Here is a 20,267-nt window from a genome sequence, read left to right as displayed (position 1 = left end):
GCGAGGCCCTCACCCGTCGCTTCGCGCCACCCTCTCCCGGGGGGAGAGGGCAACGGCAATCTTGCTGCTTACGTCCGTCTCTGCTGCCTGCGCGCCGATCTACGCCGCTTCCAGCGTCAGCCGGCCGGCGAGAATTTCTTCGGCGAACATCTCGGCGGTGCGCGTCGCCGAGGCGGTCATGATGTCGAGGTTGCCGGCGTACTTGGGCAGGAAGTCGCCCAAGCCTTCGACTTCCATGAACGTCGTGACGCGGTTGCCGTCGAACACGGGGCCGTTCTTCAACCGGTAGCCGGGCACGTACTTCTGCACTTCCTTGATCATGTCGCGCACCGACTCTTCGATTTCCTGCTGGCGCGGCGCGTCGAGCGTCAGGCAGTGGATCGTGTCGCGCATGATCATCGGCGGCTCGGCCGGGTTGATCACGATGATCGCCTTGCCTTCGTCGGCGCCGCCGACCTTGGCCACGGCGCCGGCCGTGGTCCGCGTGAATTCATCGATGTTCTTGCGCGTACCGGGGCCCACCGACTTGCTGGCGACCGTGGCGACGATTTCGGCGTACTTGACGCGCTGCACCCGCGACACCGCGTACACCATCGGGATCGTCGCCTGGCCGCCGCAGGTGACCATGTTGACGTTCATCGCACGCGCGCCGGCGTGCTGCTTCAGATTGATCGGCGGCACGCAGTACGGGCCGATCGCGGCCGGCGTCAGGTCGATCATCATCACGCCCAGCGCGTTGAGCTTGTCGCTGTTGGCCTTGTGCACGTAGGCACTGGTGGCATCGAACGCGATCTGCACGCCGTCGGCCTTGACGTGTTCGAGCATGCCGTCGACGCCCTGGTCGGTGGTCTTGAGCCCGTACTCGCGCGCACGCGCCAAGCCTTCGGACGACGGGTCGACGCCGACCATCCACACCGGCTCCAGCACCGGGCTGCGACGCAGCTTGTAGAGCAGGTCGGTGCCGATGTTGCCGGGCCCGATGATGGCGCACTTGATCTTGTTCGACATGGTGAGGAGGTCCTTCGTTGTACGGGTTGCCGCCGCTAGTCGCGGAACGCGACGCTGGCGCTGCCGATGCCGGCGATCTGCATCGTGAAATGGTCGCCGGCCACGGCCGGCAGCAACGGCGCCAGCGATCCGGACAGGATCACTTCGCCGGCACGAAACGGAATGCCGAATGCACCGAGCGTGTTGGCCAGCCAGGCCACCGCTTGCGCTGGATGGCCTTGCACCGCCGAGCCCAGGCCCGAAGCGACGTGCACGCCGTTTTTCTCGATGTCCATCTTCGCGGCCGCAAGATCCAGCGAACGCGGATCGACGCGCTGAGCGCCGACGACGTAGACGCCGCAGGACGCGTTGTCGGCGACCGTGTCCTGAATCTTGATCTTCCAGTCGTGGATGCGGCTGTCGACGATCTCGAAGCAGGCGCAGACGTAGTCGGTGGCGTCGATCACTTGTTCGGCGGTGATGCCGGGGCCGACCAGATCGCGCTTGAGCACGAACGCGATCTCGCCTTCGGCACGCGGCTGGATCAAGCCCGCTCCGCTGAGGCTGACGCTGGCGCCGTCGGCGACCTGCATGCGGTCGGTCAGAAAGCCGAAGTCGGGCTGATGCACGCCGAGCATGTCCTGCACCGGCTTGCTGGTGACGCCGATCTTCTTGCCGACGATCTGCTCGCCGTCGGCCTGACGACGCGCCAGGAACTGCAGCGAAATGCGGTAAGCATCGTCGATCGTGATGTCGGCGATACGGCTGGTCAGCGGCGCGATCGTACGGCGCGCGCGCAGTGCGGCGTACAGCTCGTCGCCGCAGTGCTGAATCTGTTCTGGCGTCATCGCGATGCGCTCTCAGCCGTGACGCAGGAAGTCGAGCGTCATCCGGTTGAACAGATCGCGATGCTCGACCATGACCCAGTGACCGCAGCGCGGCACGACGATCATCCGCAGCTTGCTGATGCCGTGCACCAGCTTGAGGATGCCGGTCTCCGGCATCATTTGTTCGTAGGCGCCCCAGAATGCCAGCGCCGGGCACTGGATCTCGTGCAGCCGCTCGGTCATGTTCGGCACTTTCATCGTGCGCACGACTTGCGGGTTCTGCAGCTTCATCAGCTCGAAGCGCTCATTGACGGTGTCATCGTCGACGCTGGCGGCGTCGTAGACCATGCCGCGCACGAAGAAGTCCTTCAGTCGTGCCGCGGTCACCGGCTCGGCCGACATGAACACGTCTTTCATCAGCGCCATGCCGGGCATCTTGAAGTATTCGGGCTGGTCTTCGACGCCGCCCGGTGCCATCAGCACCAGCTTGTCGACCGTTGCCGGATGCGCCAGTGCAAAGCCGATTGCGATCGCACCGCCCAGCGAATTGCCGATCAGCGTGCAGCGCGACACGCCGATCTGGTCCAGCGTTTCCTTGACGGTGCCGATGAACAGTTCCAGCGGGTATTCGATGTCGGCCGGCTTGTCGGAGTAGCCGTAGCCGATCAGGTCGATCAGCACCACGCGGTAACCAGCCTCGACCAGCGCCGGATAGTTGTGCTTGAAGTTGCTGTGGCCGCAGGCACCGGAGCCCGAGCCGTGCAGGAACACCACCACGGGCCCTTGGCCCTGGTCGAGCAGATGCATGCGATAGCCGCTGCTGAGCGTGACGTAGCGACCTTCGGGAACGGGTTTGTTGGACATGGCAGCGCAGGGTTTCGACAGCCTGCATGGTCCTGCGCGGCAGGCCTATGCGGCTTCGTCCCTTTGGACTACGGCAGCGCCGCCGCCGGCGATAGCATGAGCGACCGTGCCGATGGGGGAGACATCGCCGATGAAATGGATCACCGACAACGTCGCGTGGCAGCGCACGCTGCTGGGGTTGGCGCTGCTGGGCTTGAGTGCTTGCGGACGCAGTCCCGAAAGCGCTGCAGGTGGCGTTGCGCCGCCACTGCGCCAGGACTGCCGCAACATCAGCGCCGAGCGTCAGCCGTTCTTCGGCGATCTGCACATCCACACGACGTACTCGCTCGACGCCAACACGCAGGGCACCGTGCTCAAGCCCGCCGATGCCTACCGCTTCGCGCGCGGCGAGGCACTCGGCTTGCAGCCGTATGACGCCAATGGCGAGCCGACGCGTCGAGCCCAGCTCGATCGTCCGCTCGACTTTGCTGCCGTGACCGACCACGCCGAGCTGTTCGGCGAAACGCAGATCTGCACCAATGCCGACGAGCCGGGTTACGACTCGCTGGAGTGCCGCTTCTATCGCGCCCAGCCCGACAATGCGTTCGTCGTGTTCAATCTGTTCGGCCCCGGCTTCACCGGCATCCCCAAGATTCCGGTGCCGCTGCCGGCGCTGTCGTTTCTGTCGCAGCTGTCGCCGCTGTTTGGCGATGGTGAGCAAATTCTGCGGCTGCCGTACTGCGGCTTGAACGGCGAGCGTTGCCTGCAAGCGGCGCGCACACCGTGGCGTGACATGCAGGCGGCGGCTGAAGCGGCCTACGACCGCAGCAGCGACTGCGCTTTCACCAGCTTCGTCGGCTATGAGTACACGGCGGCGCCGTTGTCGAACAACCTGCACCGCAACGTGATCTTCGCCAGCGACGTCGTGCCCGAGCTGCCGCCGAGCTACATCGACTATCCAGCGCCGGAATATCTGTGGGCGGCCCTCGACGAGCAGTGCCGCAGCGTCGACGGCTGCGACGTACTGACAATTCCGCACAACTCCAACCTGTCGGCCGGCTTGATGTTCCAGACCCGCGACGACCGTGGCCGCGCGTACACCGCCGAGTTTGCGGCGCAGCGCCAGCGCAACGAGCCGCTGGCCGAGATCTATCAGCACAAGGGTCAGAGCGAGTGCTTGAACACGATGGGCGCTGGCGCGCAGGACGAGCTGTGCGGCTTCGAGGTGATGCCATACAACAACCTGACCGGCGATCGCTTCGGCGGTTTGAATACCGGCCCGCCGATGGAACAGGACTTTTTGCGCGAGGCGTTGAAGGAAGGGTTGCGGCAGCAGGCGACACTGGGCGTCAACCCGTTCAAGTACGGCTTCATCGGCAGCACCGACACGCACCTGGCCACGTCCGGCAATGCCGACGAGCGCAACTTTCCTGGCCATGCCGGCGCCGGTCTGAACCCGCGTGACGGCATTACCGGCCTGACCGACGTGATCGAAACCAGCCCGGGTGGCCTGGCCGTGCTGTGGGCCGAGCAGAACACGCGCGAGGCGCTGTTTGCCGCGATGCAGCGGCGCGAGGCCTATGCGACCAGCGGCAACCGGCCGGTGCTGCGCTTCTTCGGCGGTTGGAACCTGCCGACGAATCTGTGCGCCCGCGCCGATCTGGTGACGCGTGGCTATGCCGATGGCGTGCCGATGGGCGCCGATCTGCCGCCCGCGCCGGGCGGCAGTACCGCGCCGCGCTTCGCGGTGTCGGTGCTGCGCGATCCACACCCGAGCGCAGGACCGTTGCAGCGCTTGCAGATCATCAAGGGCTGGGTCGCTGCTGACGGCAGCAAGCAGGAGCGCGTCTACGATGTCGCCGGCCGCCGTGACAGCAGCGCCGGTGTCGATCTGGACACCTGCGAGCCGACCGGCGATCCCGGCTTCGCCAGTCTGTGCAGCGTCTGGCAAGACCCGGAGTTCGACGCCGCGCAAGGCGCGTTCTACTACGCCCGCGCGGTCGAAAATCCGAGCTGTCGCTGGGCTACGCAGCAATGCGTCGCGGCCAAGGTCGATTGCAGTGCGCCCGATTCGGTTCCGGAAGGCTTCGAGGACTGCTGCAACGCGGACTTCCCGAAAACGATTCAGGAGCGCGCCTGGAGTTCGCCGATCTGGTACGACGCCGCACGTCGATGAGCGCCGTGACCGGCGTGTCGGACGCAATGCCTGACCCGGCGCCGCGTCGCGTGCCGCGCGGGTGGCGCCGGCCGCTGCTGCACTTCATCGGCATCGGTGTGTTGCTGTTCGGCGCCGAGCGCGCGGCCTTGCACGCGGGATGGATCGCCACCGGCACCTTGGTCGTCACCGACGCCGACCGGCTCCGGCTGCGCCAGCAATGGCAGCAGGAAACCGGCCGTGTGCCGACGCCGGACGAGCTGCGTGCCAGCCTGCGCCGCGATCTGGACGAGCGTCTGCTGATCGCCGAAGCACTGCGGCTGCGCCTCGACCGCGACGATGTCGTCGTGCAGCGGCGCCTGTCGATGAACATGGCGTTTGCGGCCGGTCGCGACGCCGACGGCGCCGTCGATGCGCAAGCGATCGCCGATGCGCAGGCTTTGCAGATGCCGACCCGCGACGCGGTCACGAGGCGCCGCTTGCTGCAGCAGATGGAGCAGCGGCTGCTGCCGGTGGTGCGCTTCTCCGACGCCGAGCTGGATGCCTACATCGACGCGCATGCCGCTGACTACGCGCAGCCGCCGCGGTACGCCTTTGAGTTGCGCCATTTCGCGGCCGAGCGGGGTGATGCGGCGGCACGCGCTGCGGCCCAAGCGGCGCTGCACACGGCCGATCCGGGCGACCCGCTGCTGATCGGCCTGCGGCAGCCGCTGCAGGCGCGCAGCGCGATCGTAATGCAGTTCGGCGAGGCGCTTGCGCAGGCCGTTGTCGAGGCAGCGGCAGATCATCTGGTCGCAGGCGTCGTCGCTGCCGATCCTGCTGCTGGTGGTGTTGCCGTCATTGCCGACGCCGTTGCCAGCGCTGGCGCTGCGCCGCCTCGCGGCGGAGCCGATACCGAGCGCTGGCAAGGCCCACTGCGCACGCCCTACGGCTGGGCGCTGGTGCGCGTCACGCAGCATCAGCCGTCGCAGCCTCCGGATCGCGCAGCGGTGCGCAACCGCGCGGCGGCCGCGCTGGTGCACGAGCGCGAGCAAGCCGGTTTGCAACAGCGCCTGCAGCAACGGCGCGATCGCTACCGCGTGGTCGGCTTGGAGGCGCTGCCGTGAGGCGTCGGCTTGTTCGCGCTGCTGCGCTCGCACTCGGCCTGCTGATCGTGCTGTTCGGCGGGGCGGCAACCGCGCATCCGCTCGCACCGGCGCTGCTCGAGCTGCAGCGGCTGCCGACCACGACGCCGCAATACGAGTTGCTATGGCGCACGTCGGTGACGCGCGCGCGCCAGATCGACGTCACACCGCGGCTGCCGGCCGACTGCGCGGCGACGACGGAGCCCGAGCTGGCGTCCGACGGCGGTGAGTCGCTGAGCGCGCGCTGGCGCCTGCAGTGTGCAGCGCTGCTCGACGGCCGGCGTATCGACGTCTCCGGGCTCGCCAGCAGCGGCATCAACGTGATCGTCCGCGTGCTCGATGCCGACGGCGTGCTGCAGCAGCAAGCGCTGCTCGATGCGCGCGAACCCGGCATCACGCTGAGCGCCGCCGAGGCACGGCCAGCGCTGCTGCTGCGCTACGCGCGTCTCGGCGTCGAGCATCTGCTCAGCGGTTATGACCATCTGGCGTTTCTGGCCGGGCTGCTGTTGCTGGTGCGGCCACTGCGCGCGCGGCTGTGGACCGTCAGCGCGTTCACGCTCGGGCACAGCCTGACGCTGAGCATCGCCAGCCTGGGCTGGGTGCGCTGGAACGCCGCGCTGTGCGAATGGGCGATCGCCGCCAGCATCGTCGTCGTCGCGCTGCGCCTGATGCGCGCGTCGTCTCCGGCTTCGCCGGTTGCAGCCGCGCAGCGTGGGCACGGGATCGGGCCGGTGTGGTTCGCAGCCGGATTTGGCCTGCTGCACGGCTTGGGCTTCGCGGGTGCCCTGTCAGACGTCGGCTTGCCGCCGCGCGACCTGCCGTTGGCCTTGCTCGCATTCAACCTCGGCATCGAAGCCGCGCAGCTGGCCGTGGTCGGCGCCGTCGTCGCTGCAGGCCGCGCAGGTCTGGCGCTGCCGGCCCGCGCGCTGCCGTTCGCTGCCTACGCACTCGGCGGTCTGGCCTGCTACTGGTGCCTGGACCGCGCTGTGACGCTGCTGTGACGCTGACCGGCTGCGCCTGAGGCGATCCCAGTGTTCGTCCTTTCGGGGGACGAGGCGCGGCGCGCAAGCGCCTAGCATCGGCACTCGACAACACACGCCGCAGCAGGTGCCGTCGGGCACGGCACCGCATCGGCCGGAGGAGATCGCGTGGCGCAAGGACGGGTGGTGCTGGTGACGGGCGGCGGCAAGGGCGTGGGCCGGGGTATCACGGCGAGCTTCCTGGCGGCCGGCGACACCGTGGTGATCTGCGGCCGCGAAGCACCCGAGGTCATGCCGGCGGTCGACGGTCGCAGTGCGCGCTTCATCGCCGCCGACGTGCGTGACGCGGCCGCGCGCGACGCGCTGTTTGGCGCGATTCTCGACGAACACGGCCGGCTCGACGTGCTGGTCAACAATGCCGGCGGCGCGCCGTTCGTGATGGCCGACAAGGCCTCGCCGCGCTTCCACGACGCGATGATCCAGCTCAACCTGCTGGCGCCGCTGCATCTGGCGCAGAAGGCCAATGCCATCATGCAGGCGCAGCCCAACGGTGGCGTGATCGTGTTCATCGGCAGCGTCAGTGCGCTGCGGCCGTCGCCGGGCACCGCAGCCTACGGCGCGGCCAAGGCCGCGATTCTCAACCTGGTGTCGTCGCTGGCCGTGGAATGGGCGCCCAAGGTGCGCGTCGTCGCGGTCAGCCCTGGCCTGGTGCGGACCGAGCAGAGTGCGCTGCATTACGGTGACGAGGCGGGCATCGCCCGCGTGGCGCAGACGGTTCCGATGCAGCGGCTGGCCGAACCCAGCGACATCGGCGAAGCCTGCTTGTGGGTGGCCTCGCCTCAGGCAAGTTATCTTTCGGGCACCAACCTGACGCTGCACGGTGGTGGCGAGCGGCCGGCGTTCCTGGCAGCCGCCAGTGTCAACGCCAACGCGTCCACGCCCCACTAAGCGTCCCACCAACGGAGAAGCCCCCCGATGAGCGCCGCCCCCTATTCGCGCAACGGCATCGCGCCGAAGGCTGTCGTGCTGATCGCCGGGCTGATCTCGTCGCTGGCCGCGTTGACGCCGGCCGTTGCCGCGCCGCCGGCTGCTGCAACGACGGCTGCGGGCAGCAAGACCGCCACGCCGCCAACGCGCGATCTGCCGCAGTTGCTGGCCTGCATGCGCGCCAACTCGCCGACGCGCTTGCGCGGTCAGAAGGTGACGATGGAGCTGCGCGAGCACGGCGAGCTGATGCGCACGCTGCGTGGTCAGCTGTACGTCAAGCGCGATACCGCACCCGGCACCGCCGCCAACGGCACGCTGCGCGCCAATCTGCGCATCACCGAGCCCGAAGCACTGGCCGGCGGCTCGTACCTGATCACGCAAACCCAGGACTATCTGCACAGCGGCATGTACGTGTACTTGCCGTCGGTGCGGCGCGTGCGGCGCATCACCGGCAGCGTCGCCGACGGCTCGCTGATGGGGACGCAGTTCAGCTACGACGAGTTCAAGCAATTGCAGAGCGCGTTTGGTGACCTGCAAGCCACGCTCGAGGCGCCGACCACGCTCGACGGCCGCGACGTCGAACAACTGCTGTTTGCAGGCGCTGGCGGCAAGGACGCGCGCTACGACCGCGTCCGCGCCTGGGTCGACCGCGAAAGCTGCCTGCCGCTGAAGGCCGAGTTCTACGACGGCGAACGCGTCGTCAAGCGGCTCAGCGCACCGGCCAGTGCGATCCAGCACGACGGCGGCCTGTGGTACCTCAAGCGCATCGACATGCTCGACGTGCTGGCGGATGCCACCACCACACTCAGCGCCGAGCCGATGGCCGTGACCGGCTCGGCCGCCAAGCTGTTCGACCCCGAGCAGTTCTACAAAGCACCCTGAGCGTCGGCGTCGACGACGCCGCGGCGCGACGCGATCAACGCAGCGCCGGTTCATCGTCTGCGCGGGTGAGGCTGCGGCCGTGGGCGCGTTTCCATAATCGCGCTCTCCACCCGAGCCTCAGGACAGACCGATGACGACTTCGACATTCCCCGCCGGCGCGACGCTGGTGTTTGGCGGCAGTGGCGGCATCGGCCAGGAGGTCGCCAAATCGTTTGGTGCTGCCGGCAGCGACGTGGCCATCGTCTATCGCAGCAAGCAGGCGGTGGCCGAGCGTGTCGCCGCGCAGATCGCCGATGGCGGTCGCAAGGCCACGATCCACGCCGCCGACGTGCGCGAAGCCGATCAGGTCAGCGCGGCAGTGCAGGCGGCCATCGCGGCTCACGGCCGCATCCACACCGTGGTCTGGGCTGCTGGCCCGGTCGTCGAGCAAGTGGCGCTGGCCGACACCACGCAAGCGCTGTGGCGCAAGTCGATCGATATCGAGGTGCATGGTTTCTTCACCGCCGTGCAGGCGACGCTGCCGCATCTGCGCGAACACGGCGGCGGTTCGTACGTGCATCTGGGCAGCGCCGGGCATGTGTGGTGGCCGGCCAAGGACGGTTTGTCGGTGGCGCCCAAGGCGGCCAACGAGGCGCTGGTCAAGGGCATTGCCAAGGAAGAGGGCCGCCACAACATCCGCGCCAATTCAGTACTGGTCGGCGTGATCGAAGCCGGCATGTTTCTGGAGCTGCTCAAGCGCGGCGTGTTCGATCAGAAGTGGACCGACGAGACGCACAAGCTGCTGTGCATAAAGCGCTGGGGCAAGCCCGAGGAGATCGGTAGCGCAGCGGTGTTCCTGGCCAGCAACGGCTACGTCACCGGCCAGCAGATCAACGTCTCGGGCGGCTTCGGTATCTAGCGGCTCAAGCGCGCGCCACCGTTGCTGGTGCGAACGGACGAAGCCGGCGCCGCTGCGCAGCAACATGCTGCGCGCGACACGGGATGTACCGATCAAAACCATAACGAGGAGATTCACCGCATGGCGCTGACGCTGACGCAGCTTGACGACCTGGAGCAGATCCGCCGTCTCAAGTACGCCTATTGCCGCTGCATCGACACGGCCAACTTCACCGAACTGCGCGAGCTGCTGACCGAAGACTGCAGCGTCTCGTACGTCGGCGGCAGCTACCGCTTCGAGTCGTCGGGCCGCGATGCGATTCTCGATGCGCTGTCGGGCGCGTTTCACGCCGAAGCGATCGCGATGCACCACGTCAATCATCCGGAGATCGACTTCGTGTCGGCCACCGAAGCGACCGGCGTCTGGTATCTGAAGGACTGGTTCTGCGATCTGCGCCACAAGATCGTCACCGACGGCAGCGCCCTGTACCGCGACCGCTACGTCAAGCAGGACGGTCGCTGGAAGATCCAGTTCGCCAGCTACGAGCGCATCTTCGAAATCGTCACCCCGTTCGAGCAGCCGCCGAACATCACCGCGCACTGGCTCGCCAAGCACGGCAAGCGGTAAGCAATACGCGGCGCGGGACGCCCAGCGCCCCGCGCCGGCGCCGCAACACCGGCCTACCGCGGGTAGCCGCAGAGTGGGATGTGGCGTCACCCAGCGCAGCAGCGGCCCTGGCGCTCAGGCCTGCTGCAATTCGGCGATCAGCGACGCGGCCTCGCGCAGATCGGGCAGATGTTGGCCCTCGGTGAAGCGCCCCAGCACCGGATCGAGAACCGCGAGTGCCTCGGCTCTCTGGCCCCGGCGCTGCAGCAGCCGCGCCAGGCTGGTCGCTGCGCGCAGTTCCAGCGATAGCGCTTTGCGCGATCGTGCCAGCGCCAGTGCTTCGCGTATCGACGCCGCGGCCTCGGCGATGGCCTCGGGGCGGGCGATCAGCTGCAGCTCCCCGATGGTGCGCAGCACTTCCGGCTCCCAGGGACGATGGTGGCGCGTGCGGATCAGCTGCAACGCCGCTTCGGCTGCGTCCAATGCACGTTCGTGGTCGCCGAGTGCGGACCAGGCGCGCGCCAAATGGGTCAAACCCAGCGGCGCCTGGATCACCAGCCCGCGCTCGCGCATTTCATCAAGCACCGTTTGCAGGGTTTGCATGCCGGTCTGCGGATCGCCGGTACGGCATTGCGCGACGCCGAGCAGCACCCGCGCCCAGCGCTGACTTTCCACGTGTCCGCAGCGCCGTGCCTGTTCCAGGATGTCGGTGGCCACGGTTTTCAGTTGCGGATAGTCGCCGACGAATTCCAGCAGCATGCCCTGCGCGGTGCCATGGACCATCACGTGCAAGTACGGATTCGGATGCCGGCCTGCAATCGCGACGCCCTGCTTGGCAGCGGCCAGCGCCTGTTCCGGAAACCCCAAGAACCATCGCGTCACCGCATGGGCGCAATACAGGCTCACCAGCGAATCATCGCTGATGGCGCCGCCGCTGCCGTCATAGGCCAGCGCCTTCTGCAGCCCTTCGGCGGTATAGCGGTCCGCTTTCTCGTGCGCCCCCGTGCAATGCAAGCTGTGCGCGGCCCAGCCCAGGCCGACGCATTCGAGGCTGACATTGCCCGATGCCCGGCCGATTTCCTGCATCCGTTCCGAAAACGCGATGGCCCGCTCGAACTCCAGGTTGAAGTGGCGTGCGCTCCATTGGACGGCCACGGCCATAATGCGGACCTGGTCGTCGTCGACCTGCTCGATCAGCGCATCGATCCGCTCGCGATGGTCATCGCTGGCGATCGGGCCGTAACCGTATTCGATCTGCAAGTTCTGGCTGGCGGCGATCCGCAGCCGCAACTCCGTCGACCGATGGGACGGGTCCGGGGCGACCGAGGCCAGCAGGCCCAAGCCCCGCGCGACCTGTTCGCGCACCTCGTACGGGGCCAGGCGGTCCAGCGCGTTCTGTGCCGTGTGCACGCACCAGTGCGCGGCTTTGGCGGCAACGCCGCCCGCTTCGAAGTGGTGAGCCAACTCGGTGGCGATATCGGCCGGGCGCCCGGCATACGTGTGCTCGAGCCGTTCGGCGATGCGGCGGTGCAGGCGCGCCTCGCGAGAGGGCGCCAGACGCAAGCGCAGCGCTTCGCGATACAGCGCGTGCTGAAACTGGAAACGGCCGCTGACGGTGCCGTCCGGCCAGATCGCCAGACCATCGTCGACGATGAAGCACCGGCCTTGTGCCAGCGCCTCCAGCGCTTCCTCGACGGCCTCGACCGCAAGGCTGCTGCCGGCGGCGACCGCTGCCGCTGCAAAGTCCTGGCCGGCCACGGCTGCGACTTCCAGCAGCAACTGTTCGCTGACACTCAGCTGTGACAGCTGAAGCTCGATCAGCTCGCGCAGCTGCGGCGGGACGACGCCATCGAAGCCGGGGCCGGCCTGCGGTGCCAGCGCCTGGCTACGCAGATAGTCGGTCAGGTGCACCAGAAACAGCGGATGCCCGCCGCTGCGACGCAGCAGCTCGTTGCTTTGTTCATCGCTGACGTCGGGCAGGCGCCGGGCAATCAACTGTCGCCCTTCGTCCGGCCTGAGCGGGTTGAGGAACAGGGACTGTGCTCGTCCGCGCGACGTCAGCCCCAGCTGCAGCGCGCGTGCAGGATGCTGGGAGATGATGGTTTCAACCGGTCGACAGGAGGCGATCACCATCAGGCGCGACGGCTGCTCGCGTTGTGCCAGCAGGCTCAGCAAGGCGACCGTCGATGCGTCGCACCAGTGCAGGTCTTCAAGCACCAGCACGAGCGGCTGCTCGGCCGCGGCGACTTCCAGCGCTTGTGACAGTTCGCGTCGCTGCTGTTCGGGCGGGGTGCCGGCGGAGATCCGCCGCAATTGTTCCAGTTCCTCGCTCGGCAGCAGCTTCGGCAACTGGCGCAGCCACGACGGCGCGTTGTGGCGCAGCAGTTCGAGCCATTCTTCACCGCCGCTGCCGCGAACGCCCTGCTCCAGTGCGTCAAGGATCGGCAGGTACGCTTCGCTTTCGCCGGTCAGTTCCAGGCAATGACCGCGCAAGATGCGAGCTTCAGGCGCGTCGCTGCGCAAGCGCAGCAGAAAGTCGTCGATCAGCGCGGTCTTGCCCAAGCCCGCATCGCCGCAGACGAACACGAACTGGCGCTGGCCGCCGCAAGCGCGATCGAAGCTGACGCGCAGCGCGCGCTGCTCGGTGTCGCGGCCGATCAGCGTTTGTGCCGCTTCAGGGAGCTCGGCTGCTCCGGGGACCGTCAGCCGGAAGCCGATGCGATGAGCCGTGAGGATGTAGCGCGGGTTGCGGGGATCGTCTTCGATCGCCTGCCGCAGCGCGCGGATCTGGTAGGTCAGCACATCGTCGACGACGATCGCCCCCGGCCAGACCGCGTCCATCAAATCGGCGCGCGTGACCGGTTCGTTCGGCTGGCTGGCGAGCGTCCACAGCACCGCCAGCGCCTTGCGCTGCAGTTTGATCTCGCGGTCATCGCGCAGCAGCGGTCCGTGACGCCCGAGCAGGCGGAACGGCCCGAATTGCAGAGCCTGTTGGTCGCTCATCGCAGACAAGCGTATGTCGGTAGAGGGTGCCGAGTTTAACGGCCTGCCCGCAACCGTGATTGAGACCGGTTAGCTGCTCCGGCCGGCAATCAAGCGCATGAACCGGTCGAGTTCCTCGAGCGAAGCGAAATCGGTGTATTCACCAGTGGCGACGTTTTCGACACGGCCGCACATCGGTTGGTTGGTGGGCGTCGACGGCAGCGGATGCAACTGAACGACGAAGGACCGTGCAGCCGCAATCCGACCGCTGGGAGCAAGGGGCGTCACGCGGGAGGCGGGCATGTCGGGCTACCGGGGCGAGTTGGGTATGCCGATTGTCCACGTCATATGACGTAAAGAACGGAGGAAATTCCGAGATTGATCACCGCCGATCACCTGTGGACGGTGCCGGGCCGGCGCCGGACAACAAAAAAGGCGGGCCTTTCGGCCCGCCTCCGGTCCCCACCGGCCCTTCTGTACTGCCCAGCCTTACATCACCCCAAGCTCAATACGCTGTTGAGCAACAAGCGCACCAACATCGTCTGCCGGGTCACCCCGGTCTTGCAGAAGATCGAGCGCAGATGCGTACGCGCGGTATTGCGGCGTACGTTCATTTTTTCGGCCGCTTCGTCGAGCGTGTAGCCCTCGGTCAGCAGCAGCGCCAGCGAGGCTTCCATCCGCGTCAGGCCGAACAAGCGGCGCACCAGTTCCTGCGACGGCTGTGCGGCGCTGGCTTCCGGGTCGCGCAGGAACACGGCGGCGGCCGGGCGCTGCTTGCTCTCGGAATACGGGCCGAGCGGGATCGCACGAACCAGGATGCCGAGCTTGGCGCGGCCCGACGGACGCGACACCGACATCGCCTCGACCACGCCCGGGCCATCGGCGGCGCAGGCATTGGTCACGCAGTGACGGATCATCTGCTGCAGCTGGCGGCTTTCCAGCGCGCTGTCCACGCACAGGTTGTTGCCGGCCAGCCAGATGCCGTCCTTTTCACCCAGGATGCGGCGCGCTTCCTGGTTGCTTTCGATGATGTTGCCGTTCTGGTCGATGCTGATCGTGCCCAGCTGCATGCGGTTGACCGCGCCCGCAAACATCGCACGCTCGCATTCCAGAAAGTCGAGCCGGGCGTGCAGCTGGATCGAGCGCTTCAAGTGCGGCAGCAGCAGGCGGCACAGCGCCTTGTCTTCGGCCGAGAACGGCTCGCTGCCGTGCAGGCGCGTTACACGCAGCCGGCATTCGATGCCGTCGCGCGTGTTGATGTCGGCGCCGAGCAAGTGGCGGATGTTCAGCGGCTTCAGGAAGTCCAGATACACCGTGGACTGCAGCCACTGCTTGCCAATCAGTTCTTCGGCAGCGACGACCTCGCCTTCGGGCAGGCGCACGAACGGGTCCATCGCAAAAAAGTGGGTTTCGTACGACTGCACCGTTTGCGTGGTCGTGCTGCCGGTGTTGAGCATCACACCAGCGCTGTCGGTGGACGGGGGGCGCAGCATCAGCGTGACGTGCGCGGCATTGAGCTGCTCGCGCAGCAGCTGCATCGCGGTCTGCCAGGGTGTGGATTCGATCGGGCCGTCGTAAATCGAGCCGATCAGACGGTCGAGCATGTCGATACGCTGGTCCTCCCCGTCGGTGAGATAGGGGGCCATGGGCATCGTCATTGCGGTGACATGGGAAGGCGAGGTGGCACTGCGCGAGTTGCCAGTACCACGCGATGCGCTGCGAGCATCGTTCATCGATACAGCGGGGGTCGGCATTTCGGAATCTCCTCCGTTTACCTGTTTATTGGTGACGCTTGTCGCCTCGTGGCGATCTGATGTGCATTTGAACCGATCGGCGCGTCGGGTGGACTAGGAAAACCAACCCTGTCGATGACCACCGTCAATGCGCCACGAAAAGGTAGCGCTGCATCGCGGGCCCCGTCTCATCCGAAAGGGTGAGCCCGACTCACCAAGCCGCTGGGCATAGTCGAACGCACCCCCTCCCATTCAACGAGCGAGCAGGCATGAGTGACGAAGCAGGCATGAAGCGGGCGTTGCAGGCGTACATCGACCACTTCAACGCATCCGACCCGGCGGCGATCGCGGGCCTGTATGCCGACGATGCCACCGTCGAAGATCCGGTTGGTGCCGAGTTGATTCGCGGCCGCGAGGCCATCGCTGCGTTCTATCAGCGGTCGGTCGCCACCGGCGCGCGGCTCAAGCTGGCGGCGCCGATCCGCGCTTCGCATGCCAACGAGGCGGCCATGGCGTTCGACGTGCAGCTGAACATGCCGCAGGGCCCGGCGCTGATCCGGGTCATCGACACGTTCAAGTTCGATGCCCACGGCAAGTTCACGTCGATGCGGGCGTTCTGGGGCCCGAGCGATATGGAAATGCCGGGCTGATGATGCTCGCCGATACCGCGCACCCATCGAGGCGCGGTATCGGCGCCTGCCGGGGCCGCCCGTTGCGGGCTGGCCCGGCAGATCGGTACCGCTAGGCCGCAGCGAGTTCCGCGTGATCCTTCGGGAAGGCCTGCATGCCGCGCGGCACATGAATGCCTTCGACCTGCTTTAGGAATTCCTGCTTCATCGCACGCGGGTTATAGAACTGCTTGTACCAGGCGCGCTGCTTCAGAAACGCGCCATCGCCCTGGACGAACATGCCGGTCAGGCAGGGCTTCTTGTACTTCCACACTTCAAAGTCCTGAGCGAACGCGGCCAGTGCCATGTCGGAGAACATCTTGGCGGCGGCCCGGTCCTCGTCGGTGGCCGCGCCGCCCTTGGCGGTCTTGACCAGCAGCGAATGCCAGACGTGCGTGCTGCCGTCGTCGACCGGCGTGTGGGCGATGAAGATGTAGCTGTCGTACAGGCCGCTCATCCGCGTGATCAGGATGCTCGGGCCGTTGTAGATCGCCTCGGTCACCAGCAGCGGGCCGCCTTCGGCCGCCAGCGTGCGGTGGCCGCCGGCCATGCGCTGAATCGCCAAGTGACCCTTGAACTCGTTTTCGAAGTAGCGCGTACGCGACCCGTGCACCGGGCCGAAGTGGGCGGCGTCGGTGATGTTGTCGACGATTTCCTGCGGGTGGGTGTTGATCGTGCCCAGGTCGTCGATCCGGTCCCAGCGCACCCAGTTCGGCTCGTCCCATTCGCTGAGGAACGGCGCCTCCCACTCGGGCTCGCCACCTTCCGGGTCGTGCCAGACGAACACCGCGCCCATCGATTCCTTGACCGGCCAGCTGCGTACCTTGGCCGCCGGCGGGATCGGCCCGCTGGAATAAGGAATGTGGTTGCACTTGCCGTCGGCACCGAAGCGCCAGGCATGGTACGGGCAGCGCAGCGAGTCGCCTTCGATCGGGCCGTCCTGAGCCACGTACGACGTGGAGTTGAGCGCCATGTGGGTGCCCATGTGCGGGCAGTAGGCGTCCAGCAGCACGACCTTGCCCGATTCCTTGCCGCGATACAGCGCAAAGTCACGCCCGAAGTAGCGCACCGCCAGCGGTTTGTCGGAGCCGACGTCGTGGCTGTCGGCGATCATGAACCAGCCTCGCGGAAAGTCGAATTCGCCGATGCCGTAATCCTTGGTGGTTGCCATGCCCTGTGTCCGGTTGCTGATGCATTGGGTCTACAAATCGTGCGGCGAGTATTCGCCCCGGCTCCGGCAGCGGCATCGTCCTGATGGATGAAGGTCCGGGGAGTGTTTCGGGGTGCGGGACGGGTAGGGACAAAGCTAGTCATTTCGGGTGAGGTGGCGGCCCCTACCAAATGCGAAAAAAGCGTCTCGGCGGGCTATGGGGCCCGTCGTCAACCCTTGCCGACCGGCCCAGAAGGCCCGTCTATGGAGTCCCCCCGTGCAAACCGCCCAAGCCAAAGCCACCACCACGCCGATCAATTCCCAGGTGATCGTCCAGCGCGCCCGCGACATGGTGCCGGTGCTGAAACAACGCTCGGCCCAGGCCATCGAGCAGCGCATGCTGCCGGCCGAAACGATCGCCGACATGAAAGCGGCGGGGTTCTTCGACGTCCTCAAGCCCAAGGCTTACGGCGGCTACGAGATGGACCCGCAGGTGTTCTACGACGTGGCGATGACGCTGGCCGAAGGCTGCATGTCGACCGCCTGGGTCTATGGCGTCGTCGGCGTCCACAACTGGCAGATGGCGCTGTTCGACCCGCGCGCTGCCGAAGACGTCTGGGGCCAGGACACCAGCGTGCTGATCGCGTCGACCTACATGCCCAAGGGCCAGGTCACGCCGGTCGAGGGTGGCTTCAAGTTCAGCGGTCGCTGGGGCTTCTCCAGCGGCATCGACCACTGTGACTGGGTGCTGCTCGGCGGCCTGATCTTCAACCAGGGCCAGCCGCCGGAATACCGCACGTTCCTCGTGCCCAAGTCCGACTACAAGGTCATCGACACCTGGCACACGATGGGCCTGAAGGGCACCGGCTCCAAGGACATCGTCGTCGAAGACGCGTTCGTGCCCGAGTACCGCACGCACAAGGCCAGCGACGGCTTTGCCGGCACCAACCCGGGCGGCAGCACGTTCACGGCCGACCTGTACAAGCTGCCGTTCGGCCAGATCTTCGTCCGCGCCGTGTCCAGCGCGGCGATCGGCGGTCTGCAGGGCGCGCTCGACACGTTCATCGACTTCGCCAAGGTGCGCGTCGGTGACATGGGCAACAAGACCAGCGAGCAGGGCCCGGCGCAGATCGCGGCCGCTGAAACCGCGATGGCGATCGACGAGATGAAGCTGGTGCTGCACCGCAACTTCGGCGTGCTGATGGACAAGGTCCGCAACAAGCAGCCGCTGGATCTGAACCAGCGCCTGCTGTTCCGCGCCCAGGCCGCTCAGGTCGTCGACCGCAGCGCCAAGCATGCCTACCAGCTGTTCAGCGCCTGCGGTGGCCGCGGCATCTTCACCGACTTCGACCTGCACCGTTATGTGTTCGACATCTTCGCGGCGCGTGGCCACTACGCCAACAACCCCGACCAGTTCGAACGCAACTTCGGCGGCGTGATGCTGGGCCGCGACAACACCGACTACTTCCTGTAGTCGGCTGCGCGCCTCTCGTTCCACGGATCGAGAGGCGCGCCAGCTCGTACCGCGGTGGCCGCACGGCACGGACGCTGACGATGCCCGCCCTGTCCCGTTCGGAAAGGGCCGCCGTGCTTGAACCCCTCTCCCCCCGGGAGAGGGGCAGGGGTGAGGGCCTCGCAGGGTTCTACCAACCCTGATCCCGCACCCGGCGCCGACAACCCCGCACCCGCCAGCACAGCGGATTCACAGAACCACAACGGAGCACCCGATGGGCATCAACGAAACTTCCTGGGATGCCGAGTACGACGTGATCGTCGTCGGCTCCGGCGCCGGTGGCATGACGGCGGCACTGACGGCCAAGGCTCAGGGCCTGAGCTCGGTGGTGATCGAGAAGGACAAGCTGTTCGGCGGCACCAGCGCCGTCTCCGGCGGTGGTATCTGGATCCCCAACAACCACGACATCGCGCCCAACGGCGGGCACGATTCGTTCGAAGAAGCGCTGACCTACCTGAAGAACGTGGTCGGCGACGCCACGCCGATTGAGCGGATCGAAGCGTACCTGCGGCACGCACCGGAGATGGTGCGCTACGTCGGCCGCGAGTTCGACCTGCCGTTCAACAGCGTCGTCAAATACCCCGACTATTACTCCGAGGTGCCGGGCGGCAAAGCCGGCTGGCGGTCGATGGAGCCGGCGCAGGTCGATGCCAAGCTGCTCGGCGACGAGCTCGACAAGATGCGCCCGAGCTATCCGGGCACGATGCTGATGGGCCGCATCTCGATGAACCAGGTCGAGGCGCACACGCTGTTTTCGCGTGGCAAGGGCTGGGTCGGCCTGACGCTGCGGATGGTGCTCAAGTACTGGCTGGACTTCGGCTGGCGCCGCAAGACGCCGCGCGACCGGCGCATGACGCTGGGCCAGGCGCTGGTCGCCCGGCTGCGGCTGGCGATGCTCAAGCGCAACGTGCCGCTGATGCTGGAAGCGGGCATGGATTCGCTGATCGAGAAGGACGGCCGCGTGATCGGCGTCGTCGTCAACCACAAGGGTCGCAAGCTGCGCTATCGCGCCACGCGCGGCGTGATGCTGGCCTGCGGCGGCTTTGAGTCCAACCAGCAGATGCGCGAGCAGTATCTGCCCAAGCCGACCAGCGCCGCGTGGAGCGCCGCGCCGCCGATCAATCACGGCGACGGCATCCGCGTGGGCCAGACGCTCGGCGCGCGGCTCAAGCACATGAACATGGTCTGGGGCTCGCCGACCGTGAAGAAGCCGGGCGTGCCGCAGCAGATCACGCTGTTCGTCGAGCGCGGCATGCCGGGCTGTGTTGCCGTCAGCCAGCGCGGCACGCGCTTCGTCAACGAAGCCGCTGCGTATCCGGACTTTTTGAAGGCGATGTACGCCAACGACGCGGCGCCGTGCTGGCTCGTGTTCGATGCCACATTCCGCTACAAGTACCCGATGGGCATCTTTCTGCCCGGCCAGATCGAGCCCGACAGCAAGCTGCCGAAGGACTGGCTTGACAAGGTGTACTACCGCGCCGACTCGCTCGATGCGCTGGCCGCCAAGATCGGCGTGCCGGCGGCCGAACTCGGCCGCACTGTGGCGCGGATGAATCACTACGCGGCCACCGGCGTCGATGAAGAATTTGGCAAGGGCAACACGCCGATCGACCGCTACTACAGCGACCCGAGCGTCAAGCCGAACACCTGCCTCGGCCCGATCGTCAAGCCGCCGTTCTACGCGGTGAAGCTCGATGCCGGCGACATTGGCACCAAGGGCGGCCTCGACGTCGACGAATATGCGCGTGTGCTGCGTGAAGACGGCAGCGTGATCGACGGCTTGTACGCCACCGGCAACACCACGGCGGCCGTGATGGGCCCGACGTATCCGGGCGCCGGCTCCACGCTGGGCCCGGCGATGACCTTCGGCTACGTCGGCGCGCTGCACATGGCCAAGGCCAGCGTCGCCGCGCCGCTGTCGATCGCGGCCTGAGCCACCCCGCGCGTCACCGC

The 20,267-nt window shown here is 67.0% G+C and carries 18 protein-coding genes; 11 read left to right on the top strand and 7 right to left on the bottom strand.

The genetic code is table 11. The features are described 5' to 3' along the window. Window positions 1-99 precede the first annotated feature (99 nt). The 3 genes from BUB09_RS12550 to BUB09_RS12540 are packed head-to-tail and all read right to left on the bottom strand — an operon-like array spanning window position 100 to window position 2,678. Window positions 100-1,008 (bottom strand): acetaldehyde dehydrogenase (acetylating), encoded by a 909-nt coding sequence (locus BUB09_RS12550; protein ID WP_072898091.1) that lies wholly within the window; start codon window positions 1,006-1,008, stop codon window positions 100-102. Window positions 1,009-1,043: 35 nt separating this feature from the next. Beyond that, window positions 1,044-1,835: a 2-oxopent-4-enoate hydratase gene (gene dmpE / locus BUB09_RS12545; protein WP_072898090.1), complete on the bottom strand. Its 792-nt coding sequence runs from the start codon at window positions 1,833-1,835 to the stop codon at window positions 1,044-1,046. 12 nt (window positions 1,836-1,847) lie between these two features. Further along, window positions 1,848-2,678 (bottom strand): alpha/beta fold hydrolase, encoded by an 831-nt coding sequence (locus BUB09_RS12540; RefSeq protein WP_072898089.1) that lies wholly within the window; start codon window positions 2,676-2,678, stop codon window positions 1,848-1,850. A 130-nt stretch (window positions 2,679-2,808) separates the two neighbouring features. Here BUB09_RS12540 and BUB09_RS12535 point away from each other — a divergent pair, with 130 nt between their 5' ends. The 7 genes from BUB09_RS12535 (at window position 2,809) to BUB09_RS12505 (ending at window position 10,289) form a co-directional block, all read left to right on the top strand. Further along, window positions 2,809-4,833: a DUF3604 domain-containing protein gene (locus BUB09_RS12535; protein WP_175550196.1), complete on the top strand. Its 2,025-nt coding sequence runs from the start codon at window positions 2,809-2,811 to the stop codon at window positions 4,831-4,833. Further along, window positions 4,830-5,918 carry a peptidyl-prolyl cis-trans isomerase gene (locus tag BUB09_RS12530; protein WP_072898088.1) on the top strand — a complete coding sequence of 363 codons (1,089 nt, stop codon included), beginning with the start codon at window positions 4,830-4,832 and terminating at the stop codon, window positions 5,916-5,918. Before BUB09_RS12535 ends, BUB09_RS12530 begins: the two co-directional genes overlap by 4 nt. Then, the gene (locus BUB09_RS12525; RefSeq protein WP_072898087.1) at window positions 5,915-6,937 is read left to right on the top strand and encodes a HupE/UreJ family protein; all 1,023 of its coding nucleotides are present in this window, start codon (window positions 5,915-5,917) and stop codon (window positions 6,935-6,937) included. The genes BUB09_RS12530 and BUB09_RS12525 overlap by 4 nt, the downstream gene beginning before the upstream one ends. Before the next feature lie 147 nt (window positions 6,938-7,084). Beyond that, complete coding sequence (locus BUB09_RS12520; RefSeq protein ID WP_072898086.1) at window positions 7,085-7,864, top strand: SDR family oxidoreductase; 780 nt, start codon at window positions 7,085-7,087, stop codon at window positions 7,862-7,864. Between the two features lie 27 nt (window positions 7,865-7,891). Then, window positions 7,892-8,785, top strand: a complete 894-nt coding sequence (locus BUB09_RS12515) for an outer membrane lipoprotein-sorting protein (protein ID WP_072898085.1) — start codon at window positions 7,892-7,894, stop codon at window positions 8,783-8,785. A 130-nt stretch (window positions 8,786-8,915) separates the two neighbouring features. After that, the gene (locus BUB09_RS12510; protein ID WP_072898084.1) at window positions 8,916-9,683 is read left to right on the top strand and encodes an SDR family NAD(P)-dependent oxidoreductase; all 768 of its coding nucleotides are present in this window, start codon (window positions 8,916-8,918) and stop codon (window positions 9,681-9,683) included. 120 nt (window positions 9,684-9,803) lie between these two features. After that, a complete protein-coding gene (locus tag BUB09_RS12505; protein WP_072898292.1) occupies window positions 9,804-10,289 on the top strand; it encodes a nuclear transport factor 2 family protein in 486 nt (161 codons plus the stop codon). Between the two features lie 114 nt (window positions 10,290-10,403). Here the strand turns inward: BUB09_RS12505 and BUB09_RS12500 are convergent, their stop codons facing one another. The 3 genes from BUB09_RS12500 to BUB09_RS12495 form a co-directional block, all read right to left on the bottom strand. Then, complete coding sequence (locus tag BUB09_RS12500; protein WP_072898083.1) at window positions 10,404-13,271, bottom strand: AAA family ATPase; 2,868 nt, start codon at window positions 13,269-13,271, stop codon at window positions 10,404-10,406. A gap of 69 nt (window positions 13,272-13,340) precedes the next feature. Then, window positions 13,341-13,553, bottom strand: a complete 213-nt coding sequence (locus BUB09_RS17020; protein ID WP_139250276.1) for a hypothetical protein — start codon at window positions 13,551-13,553, stop codon at window positions 13,341-13,343. Window positions 13,554-13,744: 191 nt separating this feature from the next. Beyond that, a complete protein-coding gene (locus tag BUB09_RS12495) occupies window positions 13,745-14,896 on the bottom strand; it encodes a helix-turn-helix transcriptional regulator (protein WP_072898291.1) in 1,152 nt (383 codons plus the stop codon). On the opposite strand from BUB09_RS12495, the gene BUB09_RS17225 reads away from it, so the two are divergent. Both BUB09_RS17225 and BUB09_RS12490 read left to right on the top strand, forming a co-directional pair. Then, entirely contained in the window at window positions 14,895-15,101 is a 207-nt protein-coding gene (locus BUB09_RS17225) for a hypothetical protein (protein WP_175550195.1), read from the top strand. The genes BUB09_RS12495 and BUB09_RS17225 overlap by 2 nt on opposite strands. Before the next feature lie 151 nt (window positions 15,102-15,252). Further along, entirely contained in the window at window positions 15,253-15,633 is a 381-nt protein-coding gene (locus tag BUB09_RS12490; RefSeq protein WP_072898082.1) for a steroid Delta-isomerase, read from the top strand. Window positions 15,634-15,724: 91 nt separating this feature from the next. Here the strand turns inward: BUB09_RS12490 and BUB09_RS12485 are convergent, their stop codons facing one another. Beyond that, entirely contained in the window at window positions 15,725-16,822 is a 1,098-nt protein-coding gene (locus BUB09_RS12485) for a 3-ketosteroid-9-alpha-monooxygenase, oxygenase component (protein WP_072898081.1), read from the bottom strand. Window positions 16,823-17,150: 328 nt separating this feature from the next. On the opposite strand from BUB09_RS12485, the gene BUB09_RS12480 reads away from it, so the two are divergent. Continuing rightward, window positions 17,151-18,275 carry an acyl-CoA dehydrogenase family protein gene (locus tag BUB09_RS12480; protein ID WP_072898290.1) on the top strand — a complete coding sequence of 375 codons (1,125 nt, stop codon included), beginning with the start codon at window positions 17,151-17,153 and terminating at the stop codon, window positions 18,273-18,275. A gap of 253 nt (window positions 18,276-18,528) precedes the next feature. After that, window positions 18,529-20,247 (top strand): FAD-dependent oxidoreductase, encoded by a 1,719-nt coding sequence (locus BUB09_RS12475; protein ID WP_072898080.1) that lies wholly within the window; start codon window positions 18,529-18,531, stop codon window positions 20,245-20,247. Window positions 20,248-20,267: the final 20 nt, after the last annotated feature.

The organism is Hydrocarboniphaga daqingensis (assembly GCF_900129825.1).
Classification (GTDB): domain Bacteria; phylum Pseudomonadota; class Gammaproteobacteria; order Nevskiales; family Nevskiaceae; genus Hydrocarboniphaga; species Hydrocarboniphaga daqingensis.
The sequence above is the reverse complement of the archived record's forward strand: the minus strand, read 5'-3'. Positions and strand labels throughout refer to the sequence as shown.